12 protein-coding genes are annotated in these 21300 nt (G+C 60.9%); 8 read left to right on the top strand and 4 right to left on the bottom strand.

Translation table 11 applies throughout. The annotated features are described in order from the left end of the window. Positions 1 to 34: 34 nt before the first annotated feature. Both PSH73_RS20885 and PSH73_RS20880 read right to left on the bottom strand, forming a co-directional pair. On the bottom strand, positions 35 to 802 hold the full coding sequence (locus PSH73_RS20885; RefSeq protein WP_057958563.1) for a siderophore-interacting protein: 768 nt from the start codon (positions 800 to 802) through the stop codon (positions 35 to 37). Beyond that, positions 799 to 1371, bottom strand: coding sequence for a PadR family transcriptional regulator (locus tag PSH73_RS20880; RefSeq protein ID WP_305461296.1), 573 nt, complete (start codon positions 1369 to 1371; stop codon positions 799 to 801). The genes PSH73_RS20885 and PSH73_RS20880 overlap by 4 nt, the downstream gene beginning before the upstream one ends. 490 nt (positions 1372 to 1861) lie before the next feature. On the opposite strand from PSH73_RS20880, the gene PSH73_RS20875 reads away from it, so the two are divergent. The 7 genes from PSH73_RS20875 to PSH73_RS20845 all read left to right on the top strand — a co-directional run bounded on the left by PSH73_RS20875 (position 1862) and on the right by PSH73_RS20845 (position 9583). Continuing rightward, positions 1862 to 2353 carry a CS1 type fimbrial major subunit gene (locus PSH73_RS20875; RefSeq protein ID WP_057958565.1) on the top strand — a complete coding sequence of 164 codons (492 nt, stop codon included), beginning with the start codon at positions 1862 to 1864 and terminating at the stop codon, positions 2351 to 2353. Between the two features lie 117 nt (positions 2354 to 2470). Then, on the top strand, positions 2471 to 4996 hold the full coding sequence (locus tag PSH73_RS20870) for a CS1-pili formation C-terminal domain-containing protein (protein WP_305461294.1): 2526 nt from the start codon (positions 2471 to 2473) through the stop codon (positions 4994 to 4996). Positions 4997 to 5001: 5 nt separating this feature from the next. Continuing rightward, positions 5002 to 6261 carry a hypothetical protein gene (locus PSH73_RS20865; protein WP_225923819.1) on the top strand — a complete coding sequence of 420 codons (1260 nt, stop codon included), beginning with the start codon at positions 5002 to 5004 and terminating at the stop codon, positions 6259 to 6261. Between the two features lie 641 nt (positions 6262 to 6902). After that, positions 6903 to 7550, top strand: coding sequence for a hypothetical protein (locus tag PSH73_RS20860; RefSeq protein ID WP_057438309.1), 648 nt, complete (start codon positions 6903 to 6905; stop codon positions 7548 to 7550). Positions 7551 to 7565: 15 nt separating this feature from the next. Continuing rightward, complete coding sequence (locus PSH73_RS20855; protein ID WP_057438396.1) at positions 7566 to 8306, top strand: hypothetical protein; 741 nt, start codon at positions 7566 to 7568, stop codon at positions 8304 to 8306. A 56-nt stretch (positions 8307 to 8362) separates the two neighbouring features. Continuing rightward, on the top strand, positions 8363 to 8833 hold the full coding sequence (locus PSH73_RS20850) for a CS1 type fimbrial major subunit (RefSeq protein WP_057438311.1): 471 nt from the start codon (positions 8363 to 8365) through the stop codon (positions 8831 to 8833). Positions 8834 to 8842: 9 nt separating this feature from the next. Next, complete coding sequence (locus PSH73_RS20845; RefSeq protein WP_057958568.1) at positions 8843 to 9583, top strand: hypothetical protein; 741 nt, start codon at positions 8843 to 8845, stop codon at positions 9581 to 9583. On the opposite strand, the gene PSH73_RS20840 is transcribed toward PSH73_RS20845, so the two are convergent. Continuing rightward, complete coding sequence (locus PSH73_RS20840; RefSeq protein ID WP_305461292.1) at positions 9580 to 12669, bottom strand: transglycosylase domain-containing protein; 3090 nt, start codon at positions 12667 to 12669, stop codon at positions 9580 to 9582. The two genes, PSH73_RS20845 and PSH73_RS20840, sit on opposite strands and share 4 nt — an antisense overlap. 616 nt (positions 12670 to 13285) lie before the next feature. Between PSH73_RS20840 and PSH73_RS20835 the strand changes: the two genes are divergently transcribed. Next, complete coding sequence (locus PSH73_RS20835) at positions 13286 to 14704, top strand: amino acid permease (RefSeq protein ID WP_057958570.1); 1419 nt, start codon at positions 13286 to 13288, stop codon at positions 14702 to 14704. A 51-nt stretch (positions 14705 to 14755) separates the two neighbouring features. Here PSH73_RS20835 and PSH73_RS20830 read toward each other — a convergent pair whose 3' ends face one another. Continuing rightward, positions 14756 to 21244 carry an NEL-type E3 ubiquitin ligase domain-containing protein gene (locus PSH73_RS20830; protein WP_305461290.1) on the bottom strand — a complete coding sequence of 2163 codons (6489 nt, stop codon included), beginning with the start codon at positions 21242 to 21244 and terminating at the stop codon, positions 14756 to 14758. Positions 21245 to 21300: the final 56 nt, after the last annotated feature.

The raw sequence follows: 21300 nt of genomic DNA, 5'->3' as shown, positions 1-21300 counted from the left end.
GCAAGCCCGCTCCCACATTTTGACCGAGTGAGCCCTATTCTTCGTCGCTGCCCTGGGCTCGCCAGTAGCCCACGGCCTTGACGAACTCGTCGTTGAGCTGGTGCTTATCCAGCAGCACCCGCCGAACCTGGCGTGACAGCTTGGTCTCGGTAGCCACCCAGGCATACAGCGCCCCGGCCGGTGGCTGCAGGTGCTCCACCGTGGCCAGCAGGTCATCGACCCCGCGCATCACCCAGATCACTTCCACATCCGCCGCGCTATCGAGCGCCTGCTTTTCGTGCTCATCGGCAATTTCAATCACCGCCAGCACCTTGCGCCCCGCCGGCAGTTCTTCCAGGCGCCGGGCAATGGCCGGGATTGCGGTTTCGTCGCCGATCAGCAGGTAGCTGTCGAAGATATCCGGCACGATCATCGAGCCCCGTGGCCCGCCGATGTACAGGTGTTGGCCGACGGCAGCCTGCTCGGCCCAGGTCGACGCCGGGCCGTCGCCGTGCAGCACAAAGTCGATATCCAACTCCCCGAGGGCCAGGTCGAAACGCCGTGGTGTGTAGTCGCGCATCGCCGGTTGTGGGCCCTCGCCCTTGATGGTGAAGGTCGGGCTTTGCAGCGCGGCCAGTTCGGCGGCGTTCTGCGGGAACAGCAGCTTGATATGGTCATCGCTGCCCAGGCTGATAAACCCGGCCAGTTGCTCGCCACCCAGGGTGATGCGGCGCATGCGCGGGGTGATATCGACCACCCGCAATACCTGCAGGCGGCGGCGTTTGATCTCGTGGGTGACGCGGTGGATGACGGGCTTGTTCATTCACTTTTCCCCTGTACAGGTTGGACGGCCGGGCCATCCACAATGGCTTGGGCGGTGCTGTTGAGCAGCCCCGCAACACGCGTGATTTCTTCCGGGCTCCAGCGCCCGTGGTGCAGTTGCAAGGCATGGCGCAGGTTGTGCACCGCCTCGTGGATCTCGGGTGGCCGGTCGTGGCCGCGCAGCGAACGCTTGCTGACGTCGATGCGCATGCGCACACCGTCCAGGGCAATTTTCTGTTCACTCAAGAAGAGACGTCCGGCGTCGGTGATTGTGTAGCGTTTTTTCCCGCTTTCGGCGTCGCCACTGATCAACTCGCTTTCTTCGAGGAAGGTCAGGGTGGGGTAGATCACCCCGGGGCTGGGGCTATAGGCGCCGTCGAACAGTCCTTCGATCTGGCGGATCAGGTCGTAGCCATGGCACGGCTGTTCGGCGATCAGCGCCGGCAGGAGGATTTTCAGATCGCCCGGGGCAAAGACCCGGGGCCCCCGGCCACCGCGCTCGCGGCCTGGGCGTTTCTCGAAGCCGTCGCGGCCGTCACCGGGTTCACGGTGGGAATGATGGTCTCTCATTGTCATGCTCTCTGTGGGTGTCTAAGACATAACGTAAGATATATCTTATGACTCGAGCAATGCCTTCTGACGAACGGTAGGGCGCCAACCCCGGGTGCTATCACCGGCACCACAGGCCGATTTATAAATGGTCGGTTTAAATGGCATTGTGGAGTTTTTGCTCTAAAGTAAGTTCTGCTTAGCTATAGCTATTCGTGTACTCCATTTCTTACGGAACGATGTCTTATATAGGTAAGCCGAACTAATGTTGCCTGTATTACCGGGATGACAGGTAATACGTGACTTATTGAGTTTTCAGGATTTTTTCTGCCTGCATAGAGGGTTTGATAACTACGCGCTACACGGAAATAGCTGGCTTACCTGAAGTTGGAATCGGCAGATCATTTACTTGCGTCTTAGGACTCAACTTGGAGTTGGGCTTGTGGCGCGTCATGAAGTTTCGATCGAGTCGAATCTTTAACTTACTTAAAGTGACAACAGGTATTTAACGATGCTGAAAAAAACTGCTTTCGTCCTGCCACTGGTCTTGTTGGCTATCGGCTCTTCCAGCGTGTTTGCTGCCGGTGAAGCCACCAGTGTCATCAACATCAAGGCAACCATTCCTACCAAACAGTTCCACGCCCAGCCGGTGGATCCGGATTTCGGTAAGGATGAAACCATGTCCTACAACACCGTCACTGGCCAATTGAGCCAGATCCGTGCCACCTACGCGGTAAAAAATACTGACGGTTCGATCAAGGCCTACATCGAAGGCGGCCCGGCATCCCTGAGCAACGGCACGTCCTCCATCCCCCTGACCACCTCCTTCAACGGCGTGACCCTGACCGGTTCGCCACTGGAAGTCGTGGATGACGCCAGCTCCACCCCGGGCACCCAGGCCGACATGGTGGTTGTGGCCGCCAAGCCAGCCGACACCGACGCAGGCCTGTTCACCACCAACTACACCGTGGTGTTCGATCACGAGCCACGCGTTACGCCGTAAAGGCGACCTGTTGATCAGTATGCATCGGCTTATTGCTTAGCCCTACCGATCGACAGGCAGTCGCTGTCGGTTGATCGGTATTCAAGTATTCCCTGTGCGTAATCAGAGTATCCGTTCATGTTCCCGATGATTTTCATCGCGGCAGCGCTCGCCTTGTTGTTTTGTACGGGGGCGTTTGCAGCTGACGCGGCAACTGGCACAACCCCAAGAAGTTTGCTGTCCCAGGCCAAGGGTTTACCGGCGGACTTCGAAGAGCATTTTTTTGATGTGCCGTTGGCGGTACGGGTCGAACTGGATGAGGAGTTCGTCTCTGAGGCGATGATTGTCCTCACCCGCGACGACCGCCTGACCCTGCTGAATTTCACTGACCATGAAGGCAGTGTGATCAAGGATGTCGAGCGCGACCGCTGGGGCGACTACCTCAAGCAGGGTGTGCCGTTGGGGGCCTGCGAAAGTGGCTGCCCGGATCAGTTGCTGGCGGTGCACTACAACCTGGAAAAGTCCCTGCTCACATTGCTCACCGAGAATGCCGAGCGTGAAGGGCAAGAATCGAAGTACTACTCCCTGCCCACGGGCGGCAGCACGGGCCTGATCGTGCGTAACCAGCTGAATATCAGTGGCGGCCAGGGCCAGGACCTGGGCGGACGCCTGGGGCTGGACGCCAGCGGCAGCCTGGGCAATTGGAACCAGGTGCTGAACATGCAGTTCTCGCGCTTGGGCGGCCCGGATGACGATGCCCTCAACCACGCCGTGTACTCGTTGTACTCCCAGCGTGAAATGCACGGTGAGTTCCTGCGCCTGGGCTATTTCACGCCTAACGCCGAAGGCTTGACCCGGCAACTGCGTACGTTCGGCGCGAGCCCCGACACCGCCGTGGGCGTGATGTACGGCAGCTCCGACAGCCTGATGATCAGCAATCCCAAGCCGAGCATCTACCCCATTTACGTCACGGCCAATCGCCAGGCCTCGGTCGAGATTTACCGCAACGGGCTGTTGATCAACACCCAGGCCGTTACCACAGGCTTGCAGAGCCTGGACACACGGCCCTTGCCCGGCGGCATCTACGAGGTGGAAGTGCGCCTGGTGGAAGACGGCCAGATCACCAGCACCACCCAGGAGTTGGTGTACAAGCCCAATAACTGGCGCAACCTCGACAACCGCTGGCGCTACAACGTCTTTGCCGGGCAAGAAAGCAAACTGCTCAGCAACTGGGACGAGCAATCCAGTGGCGACCTGACCGCCGGTGCCTCCCTCAACTATCTGGCTCACCCGCGAGTGGTACTGGGGTTGTCCGGGCGCCAGGTCAAGGACAACATGCAGTACGGCACGTCCGTCGACTGGTCCCTGGCCAATAACGCCAGTCTCTACGCCAACATCTACCAGACCGATAACTACGGCACCGGCGTCGACTTCAACAGCCTCTACAACTATGGGCTGGGCAGTGTGGTGTTCAACCACACCCGCAGTTGGCTGGACAACCGTAACACCTACGAAACCCTGCCCGACGGCACCCGCATTCGCCAGCTCGATATCTTTGTCGGCCAGACCAGCCAGTCGTCGCTGTCCGTGAACCATCGCCTGAGTAACCTGCGTTCCATCAACGCCCGGTTGGCTTACAGCGAAGGCAACGTTCAAGGTCTGGGGCTGGACGTGGGCTGGACCGAACGGGCTCACCTGTTTGGCAACGACGCCAACTGGCGACTGTCGCTGTTCGACCGTCCTGCCAGCTCCAGCACCGGCGACAAGCGCAATCGCGGGGTCGACCTGAGCGTCAGCCTGGCCCTTGGCAGCCCGGGCGAACAATGGTCGGCCAGCATCGGTACACGCACCTCCCGTGACGGTGGCCGCGACAACAACGGCTCGCTGAGCTATCGCCGCGACCTGCAGGATCATGTTCTGCAAAGTGTTTCGGCCACCGCCCTGGTTGACACCTACGGCGTCGGGCTGTCCGGCATGGCCAGCTTCCAGACCGATGCGGTCAATGGTGACGGTTTTGTGCAGCGCTCATCGTTCAATAACGACCTGACCGGTGGCCTCAACCTGGACAGCACCTTTGCCGTCGGCGGGCAGCGGATGGTGCTCACCAGCCAGTATGCCGGCAGCGGTTCGGGGATGATTGTCGACGTTGAAAGCGATGTGGACGACATCGTCCTGCGGGCCGATGACTTGAGTGGCGGCAGCACCATGTTGCGACCTGGGCGCAACTTCATCCCAATCGCCGCCTACAAGGGCAGCTCGGTCAGCTTCGACTTCGACGGCAACCACGCACCTGCGGCCAACATCCAGCCGCCGCGCACGGCCTACCACCTGAACAAGGGCGGCGTGGACTATTGCAAGATCAGCGTGATGCGCACCGTCACCGTGCTCGGGCGCCTGGTGGACCCCCAGGGCAAACCGCTCAAGGGCCACCACATTCTCAACCACGCCAGCCGTGGGGTGAGCGAGGTCGATGGGTTTTTCTCCCTGGAAATGAACGCCAGCTCGCCGACCCTCGAGGTGCGGCGTAACAACCAGCTGCTGTGCCAGTTCCGCCTGGATACCGCCAATGCGCACAGTGAAAACGACGTGCTGATGATTGGGGATTTGCGCTGCACGCCGGACACCCTGGCCGACTTCACCTTTACCCAGCAGACCGCAGGTTGAGTGGCATGACGAGATTACCGACCACCATGAAACGCATCAGAACTTTGATCTGCCAGTTGGGAGGAGTAGGCGCTACGTTGTTGTTCAGTTCGACGGCGGTGGCGCTGACCCAGGACATCACGGCCGTGTTTACGCCGGACCCCGGCAATCCGTTTGTGAACCAGTTTCGTAATACAACGCCTATCAGTTCTATTTGCGAGTCTCACATTCCAAACCAGTGCAAGGCGTTGAATATCTTCAGCCTGCGGGAGTGGAACTTTGAGGCGTTATCCAACGGGCCGATCCTGGCCAACCATGAGAATGACCGCCAGGGCTATTACGTAAAAGTGCCATCCGAGTGGCGAGATGTGCTGGTGACGCATAACAGAACCGGGGAAGTCGAGACCGTAAAGATGCGTATTGCCGGGCTAGGTGGCGTCTGGACTGCGGCCAATCCGCCGGGGGTGGCGGCTTGGGCGCAACCTGGACGCGCATGGCATGCGCAATGGCAAAACGCTCCGAGCCCGTGCCGAAGTACTGGTCACCTTAAGTTTACCAACGCCTCTGCCACGTATTTCTGGTTGGTCCCTGAAGGAGCAGGCGCCTGTGGTCGCAAGCCCTCGCTGGATATTCCCAGGTTGCGCCTGTTCCAACTCGAGTATGCCTATGAGCTTAAAACCCCCAATCCGCTAGGCATGTCCAGCGGTGAATACTCTGGCAGCCTCACCTACACCATGGGGCCTGGGGGAGATTATGACTTCGGCGATGTGCTGATTCCGTCGGACAACCAACTGACCTTCAATTTCGCCCTGGAAGTGCAACACCAGCTCCAGGTGGACGTCCCCCCGGGCGGTAACCGTGTCGAACTGGTGCCCCAGGGCGGCTGGCAAGGCTGGGTGAACCAGGGGCGCAAGCCGGCACGGTTGTTCCGTGACCAGACGTTCAATATTTCCGCCTCGTCGCGCTTCAAGATGCAGATGGCCTGCGATCAGGTCGTAGGGGACACCTGCGCCTTGAAAAACACCACGGACGGTCATGAAGTGCCGCTGGACGTCAGCGTCAGCCTGCCCCATGGCCTGAACCGTGAAGACGGCAGCGCGGTGAATCGCCAGCCGCTGCTGCTCAGCGGCGCCGGCACCGAGCAGTTCAATCCGGGCTTCTACGTCAACAGGCGGCCCGGCACGTTGCACTTCGAGGTCAAGAAAGATTACGCCGAGCAGATGCTCAGTCGAGGCGGTAGCACCTACACGGGCCAGGTCTCAGTGGTCTGGGATTCACAAATATGAGCTGCCGTCAGATAGAGGCCGTCAGTGGTAGCGGCATGAATGTAGCGAAGTGGCTAGGGCGTGGCTCGCAGGTGGCGGCCAGCGTGTTACTGGCGTCGCTGGCAATGCCTGCAATCGCAGTGGAGATGAGCATTCATGCTGAGTTTCGGCCGGACCCTGCACAGCCGCACTTGAATAAGTTCGAGAACAAAACGCCCAGTGTTGGTTACTGTGTGTCATTCCCTGCCCAATGTAACTCCTTGAACATATTCAGCCTCAGGGCTGCTATTTCGGCTGAGACCGTGACGCAGATCTCTGCGTTTCATACGGATCAACGGCAAGGCGCAATGTTTAAGGTCCCAACGGAGTGGCAGGATCTGACCGTGGTGCATCGGCAGACTCAGGAGACCGAGACGTTAAAGGTACGGATCATGGGGGTCGGTTCGACATATTCCATTCCCAACCTGATTAGCCTGGTCGGAGGGGGTGTGACCCCTTTGCAGGCTCATCAGAGAATGTGGACCGGCTCCAGTTGGGTGTACCCGCCGCGTACCTGCCTGGGCACCGGGGTGAGCCTTTATGGGACGATAACCTATGGGTTTTTCTGGCGAACACCCGTCGGCTCTCTATGTGCCAGACAGGCCAGGTTCGACATTCCCACCATGCGCTTAAACAGCCTGGAGTTTGCCTATGAACTCATCACGCCCAACCCATTGGGCATGTCTTCAGGGGAGTACATCGGTAGTCATCAATACACCGTAGGGCCCGGCAAGGACTTCGATTTGGGCGACGTGATGATGCCCAGCAGCCCTACGCTGACTCTGAATTTCACCCTGGCGGTGCAACATGACCTCAAAGTCGAAGTTCCCCCCAACGGCAACCGTATCGAGCTGGTACCCCAAGGCGGCTGGCAAGCCTGGCTGAATCAGGGCCGCAAACCTGCGCGTCTGTTTCGCGACCAGACCTTCAGCATTTCTGCCTCGTCGCGTTTCAAGATGCAGATGAGCTGTGAGCGGTCTATCGGCGACACCTGTGCCTTGAAGAACACCACCGACGGCCACGAGGTGCCGCTGGACGTCAGCGTGAGCCTGCCCCATGGCCTGAACCGGGCCGACGGCAGCGCCGTGATTCGCCAGCCGCTGCTGCTCAGCGGCGCCGGTACCGAGCAGTTCAATCCGGGCTTCTACGTCAACAGGCGGCCCGGCACGTTGCACTTCGAGGTCAAGAAAGACCACGCCGACCAGATGCTCGAGCGCGGTGGCAGCACTTACTCGGGCCAGGTCACGGTGGTCTGGGACTCGGAACTTTAAATGAGACTGATGAAGATGAAACATCTGTTGGCGCTGTGTGCGCTGTGCTGGTTGCCGATCTCGGCACCGGCCGCTCCCAACATCAATGTCGGGGTGTTCTATGACTACCTGGACGGCGATAAAAGTACCTACCTCAAACGGGTTTTCAACGGCGGTGACAGCACGGCATTTATCAAAGTCTCGGTGATGGAGATCCTCTACAACGCCGACGGCACCTCCGAGGAAGTGGAGCTCAAGAGCAACCTCGAGAACACCGCCCGCGACGGCTTGATGGCCACCCCGGCACGCCTGATCGTCCCTGCCGATGGCATGCAAGGCACACGTTTGCTGTACCTGGGCGAGCGCGACAAAGAGCGCTATTTCCGCGTGCGTTTTGTGCCGGTGATGCCGGAGCCGGAGGACGATTTTGCCGTCTCCAGCGACGAGCGCGAGGCCTATAAAACCAACCTCTCGGCCGGCGTCACGGTACTGGCGGGGTTTGGCACAGTGTTTTTCGTGCGGCCCAAGGTCACGCGCTTTGCCACCCGTATCGACGATCAGCCCACTGAGTACGGGATGCATAACGATGGCAACAGCGTGGTGGTGGTCGACCAGTTCAAGGACTGCGCCAGCGACGGTGCCCAGGAATGTTTGCCCGTCACCAAGAACCACATCCTGCCGGGCCGTGCCTTCAGCTTCCCCAAGCAGGCAGGGCGTACGTATCGCTTCACTCTGGTCGAGGGCAGCGAGAAAAAACCATATGAGGTCAAAGGCTAATGGTCATTGAAAGAGCACATAGGCACGGGCACCGCCCATGCAGAGGCTGCAAAGTCGTGTTGGCAGCACTGTTGCTGGTGGTTGTCACGTTGCTCAGTACCCAGGCCCACGCGATCCGTGAAGAGCAGGTGTTCGAGGTCTCCGTCACCATTCCCACCGCCGACTTTTATGTGCTGCCGATCAACCCGGTGTTTTTGGAGCGTGAGCAAGAGATGGCGTGGAACCTGGTGACCCGCACGCTCAAGCCGTTGCGCGAACACTTCGACGTGAAAAACAGCGCCGGCGGGATTGTCGCGCGCCTGGGCGATCTGCCGGTGCTGTCCAACGGCCGGCGCCTGATCCTGTTGAACGTGTCCTTCAACGGCCAGGCGCTGGACCTGACGGACACCCTGGTGGTGCCCGCCGATCAAGCGCGGGTCGGCAAGCGAGTGCTGTTGGACATTGCTGCCGTCGAGCCGGAGGACGGCTACGTGCCGGGCGACTATTTTGGCAGCGTTAACCTGATATTCGACGCGTTGCGACCGTAAGAGGTGGTTATGAAATACGTTTATGCAGTACTGGGCGCGTGGCTGTGGTCCTTCAATGCCTATGCCGGGCCGGCCATCAATGTCGGGGATTTTTACGATTACTTGAATGGCGACAAAAACACTTATCTCAAGCGCGTGTTCAATGGCGGCACCAGCACCGCGTTCGTCAAGATCAATGTCACCGAAATGCTCTACAAACCCGATGGCAGCTACGACGAAGTACCGCTCCAAAGCCAAGGCGACGGCATGGTGCGCGATGGCCTGATGGCCAGCCCGGCACGCTTGATCGTGCCCGCCAATGCGATGCAAAGCACGCGCTTCCTGTTTATGGGGGAGCGGGACCGGGAGCGTTACTTCCGGGTGCGCTACTTGCCCGTGGCGCCGGAAAAGGACGATGACTTTGGCGTCAACGACGAGGACCGCGCGGCGTATGAGGCGTCATTGACGGCAGGTGTGCGGGTGATGTCGGGGTACGGCACGGTGTTCTTTGTGCGGCCCGAGCACAGCCGTTTCGATACCCGCACCGAAAACGGTGGCCGCACCTACACCCTGCGCAACGCCGGCAACACCGTCGTGGTGGTGGATGAGTTCAAGGACTGTTCGGTAGCGGATCGTACGGACTGCGCCCCCGTGACCAAGAACCATATCTTCCCGGGGCGGGTATTCAGCTTTGAAAAACAGGCCGGGCGGACCTACCGGTTTTTCCTGGTGGAAGGCAGCTCCGAGAGAGTCGTCGAGATCAACGGCTAGGGCGCGCTGCACAAGGTGTGGCCAGCGGGCTGCAGATAGGGCGTCAGCACCGGCGCCATGCCCTTGAGCACCTGGACCGGCAGCGCCGAGGTAAACGTGAAGTTCTGCGCACCGCTGCCGGGGACAAAGGCGGTCAAGGTACCGAAATGCCGATCGCCGATATAGAACACAAACGTCGCCGTGCGGTTGATTGCCTTGGAACTGAGGACGCGCCCGCCGGCGCCAATGGCTTCGATGCGATTATCCCCGGTGCCGGTCTTGCCGCCCATGGCCAGTGGCGTGCCGTCGGCCAACTTGAAGCTGCCCGACAGCCTTTTTGCGGTGCCTGCGTCTACCACCTGGGACAACGCACTCCGTAGGGCTGTGGCGACTTCGCTGGGCATCACCCGCTTGCCTTTATCGGGGTGGTTCACCAGTCGGGTTTCATAGGGCGTGCCAGGGGCGAAGTGCAGGCTGTCGATCCGCAGCGTCGGTTCACGTACCCCATCGTTAAGGATCGTCCCTACCAGTTCCGCCAAGGCTGCCGGGCGGTCACCGGAGCTGCCGATGGCGGTGGCCAGGGACGGCACCAGGTGGTCGAAGGGATAGCCAACCGCCTGCCAGCGCTGATGAATATCGAGGAACGCCTCAATCTCCAGCATGGTGCGGATACGGGTGTCCCGGGCGCTTTTGTGGCGGCTCTTGAACAGCCAGCCATAGACTTCCTGGCGCTCGTACTGGCTGGCGGCGACGGCCTGGGCGAAGGTGGCGTCGGGGCTGTTCAGCAGGTAGCCAAGCAGCCACAAGTCCAGTGGGTGGACCTTGGCGATGTAACCCTGGTCCGGCAGGTCATAGGCGCCGGGGCCGTAGTCTTGATAGAGCTTTTCCAGGCGTGCATCGGTAAGTTTTTCCGCGGCCTTGGTCCCGGTCAGATGGGAGCGCACAAAGCTGTTGAAGCTCTGCTGGCTGGCCTGGGGCAACAGGTACCGGTGCACGGCGGCCAGGCGAATGGCGGTGGGGTGAATGCTGTCGAGAAAAGTCGCTAGCCGGGCCTGGGTGTCCTTGTTGCGGTATTTTTTCCAGAACCGCAGCAAAAAGGTCTTGCCCTCGCGGTCGGCGAACTGGGCCAGGTATTCCTGGCGGCGCGGGTCGCTGTCGTCCTTGAGCAACTGGGCGCTGTTGCCCGGTGCCTGGTAGGTGCTGTAGCGCACCAGGTCACGCATCAGCCGGATAAACGGCAGGTTGATGGATTCGCGCAGGGCATCACGCAGGGTCGGGTTGCGGCCATTGTCTTCGTTGCGAAAGTTATTGAAGCGATGCAGGCCGCCGCCGGTAAAAAAACGTTCGCCGGGGCTGGCGGAGTACTGCCGGTCGAGGGCCGCGTCGAGCATGTTCGCCAGGCTCCGGTCGCTGTTTTGCACCAGGTAATCCACGGCCCAGCGGGACAGGCGGTCCTGCTCGTCGAGCACGACTTTTTTCAGCGCGGCGGGCGTCTGCCCGGCATAGCGCTCGTGCAGTTCGCCGATGATTTGCAGGTAGGTGGTGAGCACCCGCAGCTTGGCGGTGGAGCCCAGTTCCAACTTGCTGCTCTCGTTGATATCGAAGGGTTGGTCGGTGTTGTCGGTTTGCACCCGCACCCGGGCGCCGTCGGGTGTCATTTCGTAGAGGTTGAAGCTGTAGCGCACCTGAGCGGTGCCGGCCGCGGTCAGCAGGCGCGGGCCGAGCAGGCCGAGTTGGCCGGCAACGCTCGGGTCTGCCAGGCGCTTGAGGTACTCGGTGGCCTGGGTTTGCAGATCGCTTTGCAGGGTACTGGTGGCGGCCAGGTCGAGGCGGTCCAGGTCGTACAGCGAACGATTGAGCAGGGCGGCCAGGCGGCTGCGGGCGACGCGGATGCCCTTGTTGGTTTCGATTGGCCGGAGGGTGGGTTGCTGCTGCCAGTCCCGATAGTTGACCTGACTGGCCAGGGCCGCCGTGGACAGTGCCGGTTCGATCACGCCGTTCTGGGCCAGCAGGCGGATATGGCTGTCGGTGAGCTGCGCCAGTTCATCGCGGCCCTTGGTCAGGTAATGGGACGGGCGGCGCTGGGCAATCATCAGCGACAGCACTTCACGCAGGGCCAGGCCTTTTTGCGCCAGGGATTGTGGGTCGCTGCCGGCGAGCAGGGCGTTGGTCTGGTTGAAGTCCGCGCCGTACCACACCCTCAGGCCCTCGGCCATGCCATGCACTTCGCCATGCCCCGGCACTGCCGACAACGGCACGCTGTTGAGGTAATCGCGCACGAGGTTTTGCCGTGCCTTCAGCGTCTGCGGACCATTCTGATAAGTGCGCACACTGGCGGAAATCATCTGACGAATTTTTTCGCCGCCGGACAGGGTCAGCCCGTCGGGGGAGTGGCGGTACTTTTCCAATTGCGTGGCGAGGGTACTGCCGCCCGCCGTCTGGCCGGGCAAGTGCAACACTTTGGCGACCTGGGACCAGGCGGCCTTGGCAAAGCGCGGCCAGTCCACGGCGGGGTTGGCCTGGGGCTGGGCGGGGTTGAGCAACTCGCGGTTTTCGATAAACAGCAGGCTGTTGACCACCAGTGGCGGGATATCGGCAAAGGAAGGGTAGAGCTGCTGCGGGTAGCTGAACTGGTACAGCGCGGTGCCACGGCAATCGGTGATCGACAAGCCCGCCTGGACTTTCTCGGCATAGGGCACGAACAGGCCGTGGCGAGTGTGGTTCATCAGCGCGTCGGAGAAGCGCGCCTGGGACTGGATCAGGTAATCGCGCTTGAGCAGCCTGGGTAAGAAGTCACCCAGGGCGCTGTAGCCCAGGCGCTGATCGAACGGGCCGGCACCGGGGTAGACGATGGCATCGCTGGGGCCGGGCTGCACGCTGTAGGTCAGGGTTGCCGCCAGGCGACTGAACTCCCGCGCCTGCCACTTGGACGTGCGCATTTCCCGGGAAGCGGCAAACCCCAGCGCGATCAGGCCCATTACCAGCAACAACCACAACATACGCCAGGCATAGCGTCGTTTGCGGGGCTTTTGGGGCGGTGGCTGTTCATCCGGGCTGTCGGTTGGCACCGCAGCCTTGGCCGAATTGGTTTGCCACGAAGCACCCATAGTCGATTGATCCATTCACGCAGATTGATCGGACTTGTCTGAAGCTTAGACGCTGGTAGGCGTGTAGGAAGGATTTGTGTGGAGTGTGAGATTTTGGCCGAATGCACGTGGCGTGGTGCGGGGGGATCTACCTATCTCTCCTGTGCAGTTGTTTGGGTGGGTGTGCATACCCGTTGTTTACAGCCAGCCCTCTGAATGTCTGCAAACACCGCGAGCGGTGGTCAGGCAAGGGGACAAGCCCCCACGCCAGCACACCGCAGGGAAGGCCCGTCCTAGAGCCATCCCCGCAGGTAAATCCGCCAAAGGTAGGGGCATGACTGTGCACCATCCTTGTGCAATACTCGCCGCCGTTTAATGAAGGCAATTCCTACATTGCCCAGGTGATGCTCCTCCGTAAAAGGCGCTTTTGCCGAGAGTTCTCGCTGAATCTTGCTGTTTATTGAGTGAAAAGCCCTGCTCATGGCTTTTTATACTGCACCCCCGCTGAGCGGGCCCGGTTTCTAGGGCCAGGCAGGTTTGCCCAAAAGGCAGCCTGGCAGGAGGGCGTCGTGGCGATCCGCCGTGATGCCGGACACTCGGTGGTTCATATCCAATAACAAAATGAGGTTGTACCCCTATGCCTGTTGGCAACCATCTGCCCCATGGCGAGACCGCTCAAGGCGGTCCGCTCAAACGCGAACTCGGCGAACGGCATATTCGCTTGATGGCGCTCGGCGCCTGTATCGGTGTCGGTCTGTTCCTCGGTTCGGCCAAGGCCATCGAGATGGCCGGCCCGGCAATCATGCTGTCCTACATCATTGGTGGCCTGGCGATCCTGGTGATCATGCGCGCCCTCGGTGAGATGGCCGTACATAACCCGGTGGCCGGTTCCTTCAGCCGTTATGCCCAGGATTACCTCGGCCCGTTGGCGGGCTTTCTTACCGGCTGGAACTACTGGTTCCTCTGGCTGGTGACCTGCGTTGCGGAAATCACCGCCGTTGCCGTGTATATGGGCGTGTGGTTCCCCGATACGCCGCGCTGGATCTGGGCCCTGGCGGCTCTGATCAGCATGGGCACGATCAACCTGATCGCGGTAAAAGCCTTCGGTGAGTTCGAGTTCTGGTTCGCCCTGATCAAGATCGTCACCATCATTGCCATGGTTATCGGCGGTGTCGGCATCATTGCCTTTGGTTTCGGCAACGACGGCGTGGCGCTGGGGATTTCCAACCTGTGGGCCCACGGCGGCTTTATGCCCAATGGCGTGCAGGGCGTGTTGATGTCCCTGCAGATGGTGATGTTTGCCTACCTCGGCGTGGAAATGATCGGCCTGACCGCCGGTGAAGCGAAGAACCCGCAGAAGACCATCCCCAATGCCATCGGCTCGGTGTTCTGGCGCATTCTGTTGTTCTACGTCGGCGCGTTGTTCGTGATCCTGTCGATCTACCCGTGGAATGAAATCGGCACCCAGGGCAGCCCGTTTGTGATGACCTTCGAGCGTCTTGGCATCAAGACGGCTGCCGGCATCATCAACTTCGTGGTGATCACCGCCGCGCTGTCGTCCTGCAACGGCGGGATTTTCAGCACCGGGCGCATGCTCTACAGCCTGGCGCAGAACGGCCAGGCCCCGGCGACCTTCGGTACCACCTCCAGCAACGGCGTGCCGCGCAAGGCCCTGCTGTTGTCGATCTTCGCCCTGCTGCTGGGGGTGTTGGCCAACTACCTGGTACCGGACAAGGTCTTCGTATGGGTCACCTCCATCGCCACCTTCGGTGCGATCTGGACCTGGGTGATGATCCTGCTGGCCCAGCTCAAGTTCCGTAAGAGCCTGAGCCCGGCCGAACAGAAGGCCCTGAAGTACCGCATGTGGCTGTACCCGGTCAGTTCGTACCTGGCCCTGGCGTTCCTGGTACTGGTGGTGGGCCTGATGGCTTACTTCCCGGATACCCGCGTGGCGCTGTATGTGGGCCCGGTGTTCCTGGTATTCCTGACCGTGCTGTTCTACGTGTTCAAGCTGCAGCCGACCCAGGACGGTCTTGGCGCGCAACGTTCGGCGTAATCCCCTGACCCCTGGCCTGCCTGTTTGCTTCACAGGCAGGCCAGTCGCGCTTCAGACGTGCATCAACGTCCGTTGCGTGCCCTCGGTCAACTGACGCACAAGGCGGTTCTGTTCGGCCGTTTCCTCGTCGAGCAGTTGCTGGTGGCGGATCCAATACTCATCCGAGTCCTTGGTCGGAAACTCCTGATTCAGCGCGCCGACTTTGTAAGCGATGGTGCCCTTGACGGTGAAAAACGCTTCCGGCTCGCTGCTGGCCAGATACTCGACCCAGAAGTCGGTCATCAAGATTGCTTCCTGCAACGCCGGTGACTGGCCGAGTGCCCGCAGACTCCTGCGCGCTTCATTGACCACCTCGTCGGTGACGTAATCATCCACGGTGTACAGCAACGCCAGTGGATAAAACGGCAGGTTGAATTCACGGGCCAGTTTGTCCCGCAGGTAAACGGTGACCTCGGCGGGGTCGACTTCAAGCCCTGCCTGCTCGCGCTCAAGAATAAACCGGTCGCAAAAGTGATCCAGCTGGTTCAGGTAAAAGCAGCTCTTGGCCAGCTCCAGCAATGCCCTGTCGGCCAGGTAACTCCTTGGCTGCTGCTTGGCCTGATGGATCCGGTGATGCAGCTCCATGTTGGTAAATGCCAACAGGACGCTGTCGCCGCAATTGCCTGAACCATAGGTATTGAGGCAGACCGCGTTGCGCAGTTGCGTCGACTCGCCCATGGCGATCAGCAAGGTCCAGACCCGCTCGGTCAGGCGCGCCCTCGATGCCGTGTGGCGATAGGCGTGGGTTCGCTTCAGGTCACGCAGCACCCGGAACACATCATCGGCCCTGGCGGTTTCATTCGCTTTCAACTGTTCCCACAGCTCTCGGCGGGCGGGCACGTCTTGTGCCGCGACGCCTGTCAGCCAGGTGTCGAGGTCGTTTGCCGCTACGGGAGCATGGGCCGGTGTGCGAAGTTGCCCGCCCAGGCGGATGCCGGTATCCAGGCGGTATGTGTCGATGCGCGCCAGGGTCTCGGCGGACAACGGGTTTTCATGGAGCAGGGTGTTGCGATTGGCAGTTTGCAGCCATGGGTTGGTGAAAACCTCTTCAGGGATGGTGGTGATCCCGTTTGCCTGCAAGTGCAGTTCTGTCAGGCTTGGCAGGGCGCTGGCGCCGATGGGCCACTGAGTGATGCCTGTATTGGCCAGGTGCAAGGTATTCATTTGCAGCATCCGGCTGACATCCGGTACGAGGGTCAGGTCCGGATTATCGTTCAGATCGAGTTTCTGCAGGTTGACCATGCTTGCCAGGCGTTGCACAGACTCTTGGGTCAAGTGCAGGTCGTTGTCGTTCAGGTCAAGGTGGGTAAGTGTGGTCATGTCGGTGATCGCCTGGGGCAGTTCAGTCAGGCGACAATCAATGCGCAATGCCTTGAGCTGGGTGAACTTGCCAAGAAACTCCGACCCTGTCGCAGGGAACGCATTGCCGGAAATCCGCAGGTATTCAATGTGATTGAAGCCGGTGGTGCCCGTCAGGAATGACGCAGGAGGCAAGCCTTCGTCGTCCAGTTGCAACTCCAGCGAGGGCACGTTGAATAGCCCGGCGATGTAAAACGTAGCGTTTTCCTGACGCCATGCGCTGCGCAGTTGGTAGGCAATATGGCGTCGCCTTCCGCGGTTCATGCCCAGGGGATCGTTGAGCTCGTTGTCGGTCGGCAACAGGGTTTCACTCCAGCGCGACAGCTCCACATCCATGGCCTGATACTCCGCCTGGCGGCGTTCCAGCTCGAGCAGTTTTTCTGGGTCGCTCATGTTCAATGACTGCAGCAGTCGCCGTGCATCGTCGTTGTTGAAATGGGGGTACAGCTCTTGGACCTTGGCCACCAGGTCCGGTGGCCGGGGGCCGCGAAAAGGCCAGATTCGTTGCCATAACGGATACACCAGGAACGAACGGTCAACGCCCATCGCCGGTTGCATCCAGGGTTGCAGGTGTGGGATGTCCAGCAGACCCTTGATTTCAATACGGCGGGCGAAGGCCAGTTCGGCAAGCTGGTACTGCAGCTCGGCGATACCGCTTTGGGTGTCAACCTGAAGCAAGCTCTGCTCGGCAGCAGACAAGGTACTGAGAATGACCCGCAGCAATCTGTTCGATGGCTGGCCCAGCGGTTCGCCCTGTTGGTCATAGGCCTGATACCCCCGGTTGGTCCTGGCGATCGTCTTGCGTGATGTCCCCACCAGATGCCCTGCCGTTTCCAGCAAGCGTCCCTGGTTGTCCCATTCGCGAATATCAATGCGCAGGGTTTTCGGCCAGGCGGGCAGGAGTCGCAGCAGGTACAGGGTGATCCGGTCGCTGTCGGCATTGGCGCAGGCATCCACATACAGGCCTTCGTACGCACGGTTCAGGCGCAAGTCGTGGGCACTTGTGCGCGCCTGTTCCGCCAGGCGCAGGCTCAATTGGTTGTGCTTATGCAGTTGTCTGAGCTCCCGTGACGAGGCCTGGCCCAGGATCGCCTTGACCGTGCTGGTGGGCAGTTCCGGGTGTTTGGCCTTGAAACGCCGCTCTTGCTCGGTGCCGCCGGACTCGCTGCGTCGGTACAAAGACTTGAGGAGTTGCGCCCGCTCCCGTTCGGTGTACTCGACGATCCGGGTGACCAGTTGGACCAGACGCTGCTCGGTGGTCTTGGGGACCTGCCCCAGGAGGCCCTCGATAACGTCATCGTGGGGGACGATGGCCTCGAGCAGCCGGGCACTTTTGAACTGCGCATCGGTGACCGTCACCACCTGGTTGTCGGGCCGCTGGTGCTCGGGGTATTGGTGGGTGACGCGATTATCGCGGTCGACAATCTGCAACACGTGGGTGTCGGGCCATCCGGGCAGGCTGGTAATCACCAGCAATTGCAGGTCCGGACGGGCGAAAGGGTTGCTGGGCAGGGCATACATCGCCTCGATGAACCGGTTGATTTCCTGGTCGATGCGCAAGCGCTTGCACGTATCGGCCAGCAGCGGCGGCGATGCCCGATTGCTACGGTGTATCTGGCGCAATACATGGGGCGGGGTGTCGGTCAGGGCGAGAATGGACGTGGCCATATCCTTGGGGAATGCGTAGTGGTCGCTGCCGAGGCGATAGAGCAGGCTGTGGTCATCCCAGCTCATCGGGTTCTCGCTGGACAGGCGCCAGGCACCTTCACCGTTGTGCTCCAGGGTCGGGGTGTCGACGCCGACCTTTTGCGGATGCATGAGCCGCCACTTGAATACCCGTCTGTCATAGATGATCCGATACCAGGAGCCAAACAGGGGCAGGTAATGGTCACCGCTGAGGGGAAGCAGGCCCAGGGCATCGAGCTGCAGTTTGTGTGGCAAGGACAGGGTGTGTTCGTACTGCGCCAGCGAACCGTTGGCCAGCCTGACAAAGCCTGAAGGGCCGCGCTGGTTGCTCATGTAGTCACCCAGGGTAGCGCGCAGGCCCAGGGCATCGGTTTCGCTGCTCATGCTGAGTAGCTGCCGTTCATGGGGTTGCAGCACTGAGCCAATGGCCAGGTAGAAGCTGTCCACCGCCGGTGACACGGCAATCGTGCCGGCATTGCGCATGTCATAGGCCTCGTAGACGCCTTCGCCGAAGTGGCGCAGTTCCACGGTGAGGTCGTCGGGGCCGCTGGAGACATAAGGGCTGGCGATGGTGTCAGCGATCACTTCGGTGATGACGAATCTGCGTTTGAGACGTTGCTGTATCAAGGCGGAAGCGAACTCCCTGGCCCATTGATCGGCGTCGTTGTTGAACTGACGGGGGTGATACAGCGCGTCGATGGCGGCGTCGATGCGCAGGGCGGTGCGGTGAGTGTCCAACAGCTCATAAAAGGCCGTTGGCAAAAGCCCGCCACGCAGGTAGGCCTGTTGTTGGCTTGGGCTCAGTGGATGCTGTTCCAACAGCCGTTGGAGCAGTGCCGGTGACAATGGGCTGTTGAGGTCGCGCATTTTTTTCAGCAGCGGGGTGACGGCCACCAGGGGCTCTGCTGCCTTGACCGGCAAGAAACGCCGGACAGTGGGGGGCGGCAGTTGCTCGCTTTTTTCATAACTGGCGTAGTTCACCAGGGCCGCGAACAAGGCCGTGCGTTCGCGCCGTGCCAGGTCTACAACGGCACGGCGCACTGCCATGATCCGCTGGGCGGGCGTGGCATCGGCTTGCTCCGTCAGGCCCAGTTGCGAGGTGTCGGGCTGCAGGCTGATGACCAGGTCCAGCAGGGGGGCGGCGCGGTAGCGCGGCTGGCCGCGATAACGTTCGGCCTGGTAACTGCCGTCTTCGTTGCGCACGATTGTCAGGGTCGTCAACCCAGGCACCCGCTGTTCAGTCTTGCCAAAGGTTTCGATCACTGAGCGTTGTGGGTCGCTGATGCTCAACAGGACTGCGGCGGGCCACTCGGGCAGTTGGGTCAGCAGGCACAGCACCACGCTATCGCCATAGGGGGGCAAATAACCGGCTTCGTGGAAGTGTTCGATAATCTGCTGGATCACCTGATCGGCCTGCAGGCGCCGCACGCCTTCGATCAGGTTCAGGGGGGGCGGTGCGCCGCGCCAGACATTTTCCAGGATGGCGCGGGAGGTGGCGGTGCTGCGCAGCATCCGTTCCAGGTCGACCGGGGAGATGATCGACGAACCATTGTGCAGCATCTGTTGCAGCAACTGCGTATCCGACAGGTCTCGGGTGTGGTGCAAGTCGAAGGTCCAGGCTTGCAGGTGCGGGGCAAACACAATCGCAGGCTTGTAGGCGCTGCGGCTGTTCTTGAGCACGTAGCGCTGATTGTGCTGGTCGTGGATGACCTCGGCCACCAGGGTCTGGCGCTCGTGGTGCAGTTTGACGTACTGCCTGCCTTGTACGGTGAACATGCACAGGGCATCGGCACTTTTACCTTCGAGCAGGTATTGCTGGTCATGGGCGTAGTGGCGGGCGTCGGGTTTCCACAATTCATCCACGCCGTCGGGGCGCGTGACCTTGCGCGGGTTACCCAGCTGTTGCAGGTAGTGGAGCATGCGCTGGCGATGGGCTTTGCCGGCAACGCTGATCAAGCGCCCGCTGACGGCCAGATCGGCGACATCGGTCAGGGTCGAAGCGAAGCCGCTGGCGTCGCCCTTGATGGCTTCATCCAGGCCTGCGCTGACGCTGTAGGTCATGCTGCCGAGCACCGCCAGTTGCATGACCCGATTCATCCCCGTGACCCCACCGGGCAGGGGGGTGAGCAACAGTTGCAGGACTTCGTTGGCGATAGCGGCGGTGGCGTCCTTGAGCGCTTGCCAGTCGGCTTCGGAGCGGGTGTTGGCGAGGGTGTCGATATCGGCCTGGCAGCGCTGGATCTGGCGATAAGTCAGGGCTTGCAGCAGGGTTTCGGTGGGGCCGGTGGCAGGGTCGGTGGCGAAATGAATGTCGTTGAGCGTCTGTTCCGGGAAGGCTTTGTGAAAGCCGTCATACAGAAGCCCGGCCAGCCAGCTCATGCCCTCGGGGCGTGGTTCCTGGGTCAGCAACGGCCGGAACAACGACAGGCCTACCAGCGGTAATTGGCGGGAAAACCAGCCGAGGTCGCCTTGCTGGTGACTGTCGAGCAACTGCTGGCGAAAATCAGCCTCGGCCGAGCGCGCGTCGCGGTGGTAGCGGAACGCGCCGCCGGGGCGAAAGGGGAAATAGGACAGCACCGCGAGGCTGGCCACTCTGATCAGCAGCAATGGAACGGGAATCGCACTCTGCCAGGGCACAAAGGGCACGGCAATCACGGGGGTGACGCCCGAGGTCAGGCTCAGGCTCTCGACGACCAGGGGCGGCCCGTTGCCCTCGATCAACGCCGTGAGGCTGTCGTATACCGCCTGGGTCATGCCGTTGTGGGCACGGTTGCGCCAGGCGTCCAGCGCATCGAACCGCAAGAGTGCCAGCGCCGCCTCGCTCATCAACCGGCGCAGCGTGCCGTTCTCGCCGAGTGCGGCCTTGATCTTTACTTGCAACTGGTGGCCCAGGTCCAGCTCGCGGGCGATGGTGATGAACGCCCGGGCGCTGAGGCTGCGATCGCCATCGGGGCCTACCACGCGGCTGGCGTCCACCAGGCTGTAGCCGGAGTCCTGGCGAATGGCGGAGGTAAAGCCGAAATTCACGCAGGCGGCTTCCCACAAGGTCATGCTCTTGACGTGTTCGATTTCGCGCAGATTGCTATCGGAGCGGCGGGGCACGCGGATGTGGCTGCCCGGTTGACGATCCCAGGGCAAGGCATGCTCGACCTTTTCCAGATAGGTGGTCTCGAAGCGGTATAACTGCGGGTCGCGTCCGCCGATCCGGTTGCGCAACTGCATCAGGCTGTCTGTCTTGAAGGCCCGGACCACTCGCTCTTTCTCGGTTTCAACCGCCGCCAGGGCTGCGAGAGCGTCGCGTTGCAGCTGCAGAAAGCGTTTTTTTTCCTGGGTGTCCAGGCCATCGAGGGCCTGGTGAACGTTGCGCTGGATCAGCTCCAGCGCCTGTTGTTGGGCCCAGGCGGTACTCGATTGCAGATTGCCAGACAGGCCGTTGAGTAATTGATGAGTCGGCATGTGCTCTACCTTTCACGATAAGTGGAAGGTAGATGGAATCAGCCCGCACCCAGGCT

The organism is Pseudomonas sp. FP2294, assembly GCF_030687625.1.
Lineage (GTDB): Bacteria > Pseudomonadota > Gammaproteobacteria > Pseudomonadales > Pseudomonadaceae > Aquipseudomonas > Aquipseudomonas shahriarae.
The sequence above is the reverse complement of the archived record's forward strand: the minus strand, read 5'-3'. Positions and strand labels throughout refer to the sequence as shown.

Excerpts from the sequence above, each read along its gene's own strand:
- PSH73_RS20885 (WP_057958563.1), bottom strand. The coding sequence starts at position 802 with ATGAACAAGCCCGTCATCCACCGCGTCACCCACGAGATCAAACGCCGC.
- PSH73_RS20880 (WP_305461296.1), bottom strand. The coding sequence starts at position 1,371 with ATGAGAGACCATCATTCCCACCGTGAACCCGGTGACGGCCGCGACGGC.
- PSH73_RS20875 (WP_057958565.1), top strand. The coding sequence starts at position 1,862 with ATGCTGAAAAAAACTGCTTTCGTCCTGCCACTGGTCTTGTTGGCTATC.
- PSH73_RS20870 (WP_305461294.1), top strand. The coding sequence starts at position 2,471 with ATGTTCCCGATGATTTTCATCGCGGCAGCGCTCGCCTTGTTGTTTTGT.
- PSH73_RS20865 (WP_225923819.1), top strand. The coding sequence starts at position 5,002 with ATGACGAGATTACCGACCACCATGAAACGCATCAGAACTTTGATCTGC.
- PSH73_RS20860 (WP_057438309.1), top strand. The coding sequence starts at position 6,903 with ATGCGCTTAAACAGCCTGGAGTTTGCCTATGAACTCATCACGCCCAAC.
- PSH73_RS20855 (WP_057438396.1), top strand. The coding sequence starts at position 7,566 with ATGAAACATCTGTTGGCGCTGTGTGCGCTGTGCTGGTTGCCGATCTCG.
- PSH73_RS20845 (WP_057958568.1), top strand. The coding sequence starts at position 8,843 with ATGAAATACGTTTATGCAGTACTGGGCGCGTGGCTGTGGTCCTTCAAT.
- PSH73_RS20840 (WP_305461292.1), bottom strand. The coding sequence starts at position 12,669 with ATGGGTGCTTCGTGGCAAACCAATTCGGCCAAGGCTGCGGTGCCAACC.
- PSH73_RS20835 (WP_057958570.1), top strand. The coding sequence starts at position 13,286 with ATGCCTGTTGGCAACCATCTGCCCCATGGCGAGACCGCTCAAGGCGGT.
- PSH73_RS20830 (WP_305461290.1), bottom strand. The coding sequence starts at position 21,244 with ATGCCGACTCATCAATTACTCAACGGCCTGTCTGGCAATCTGCAATCG.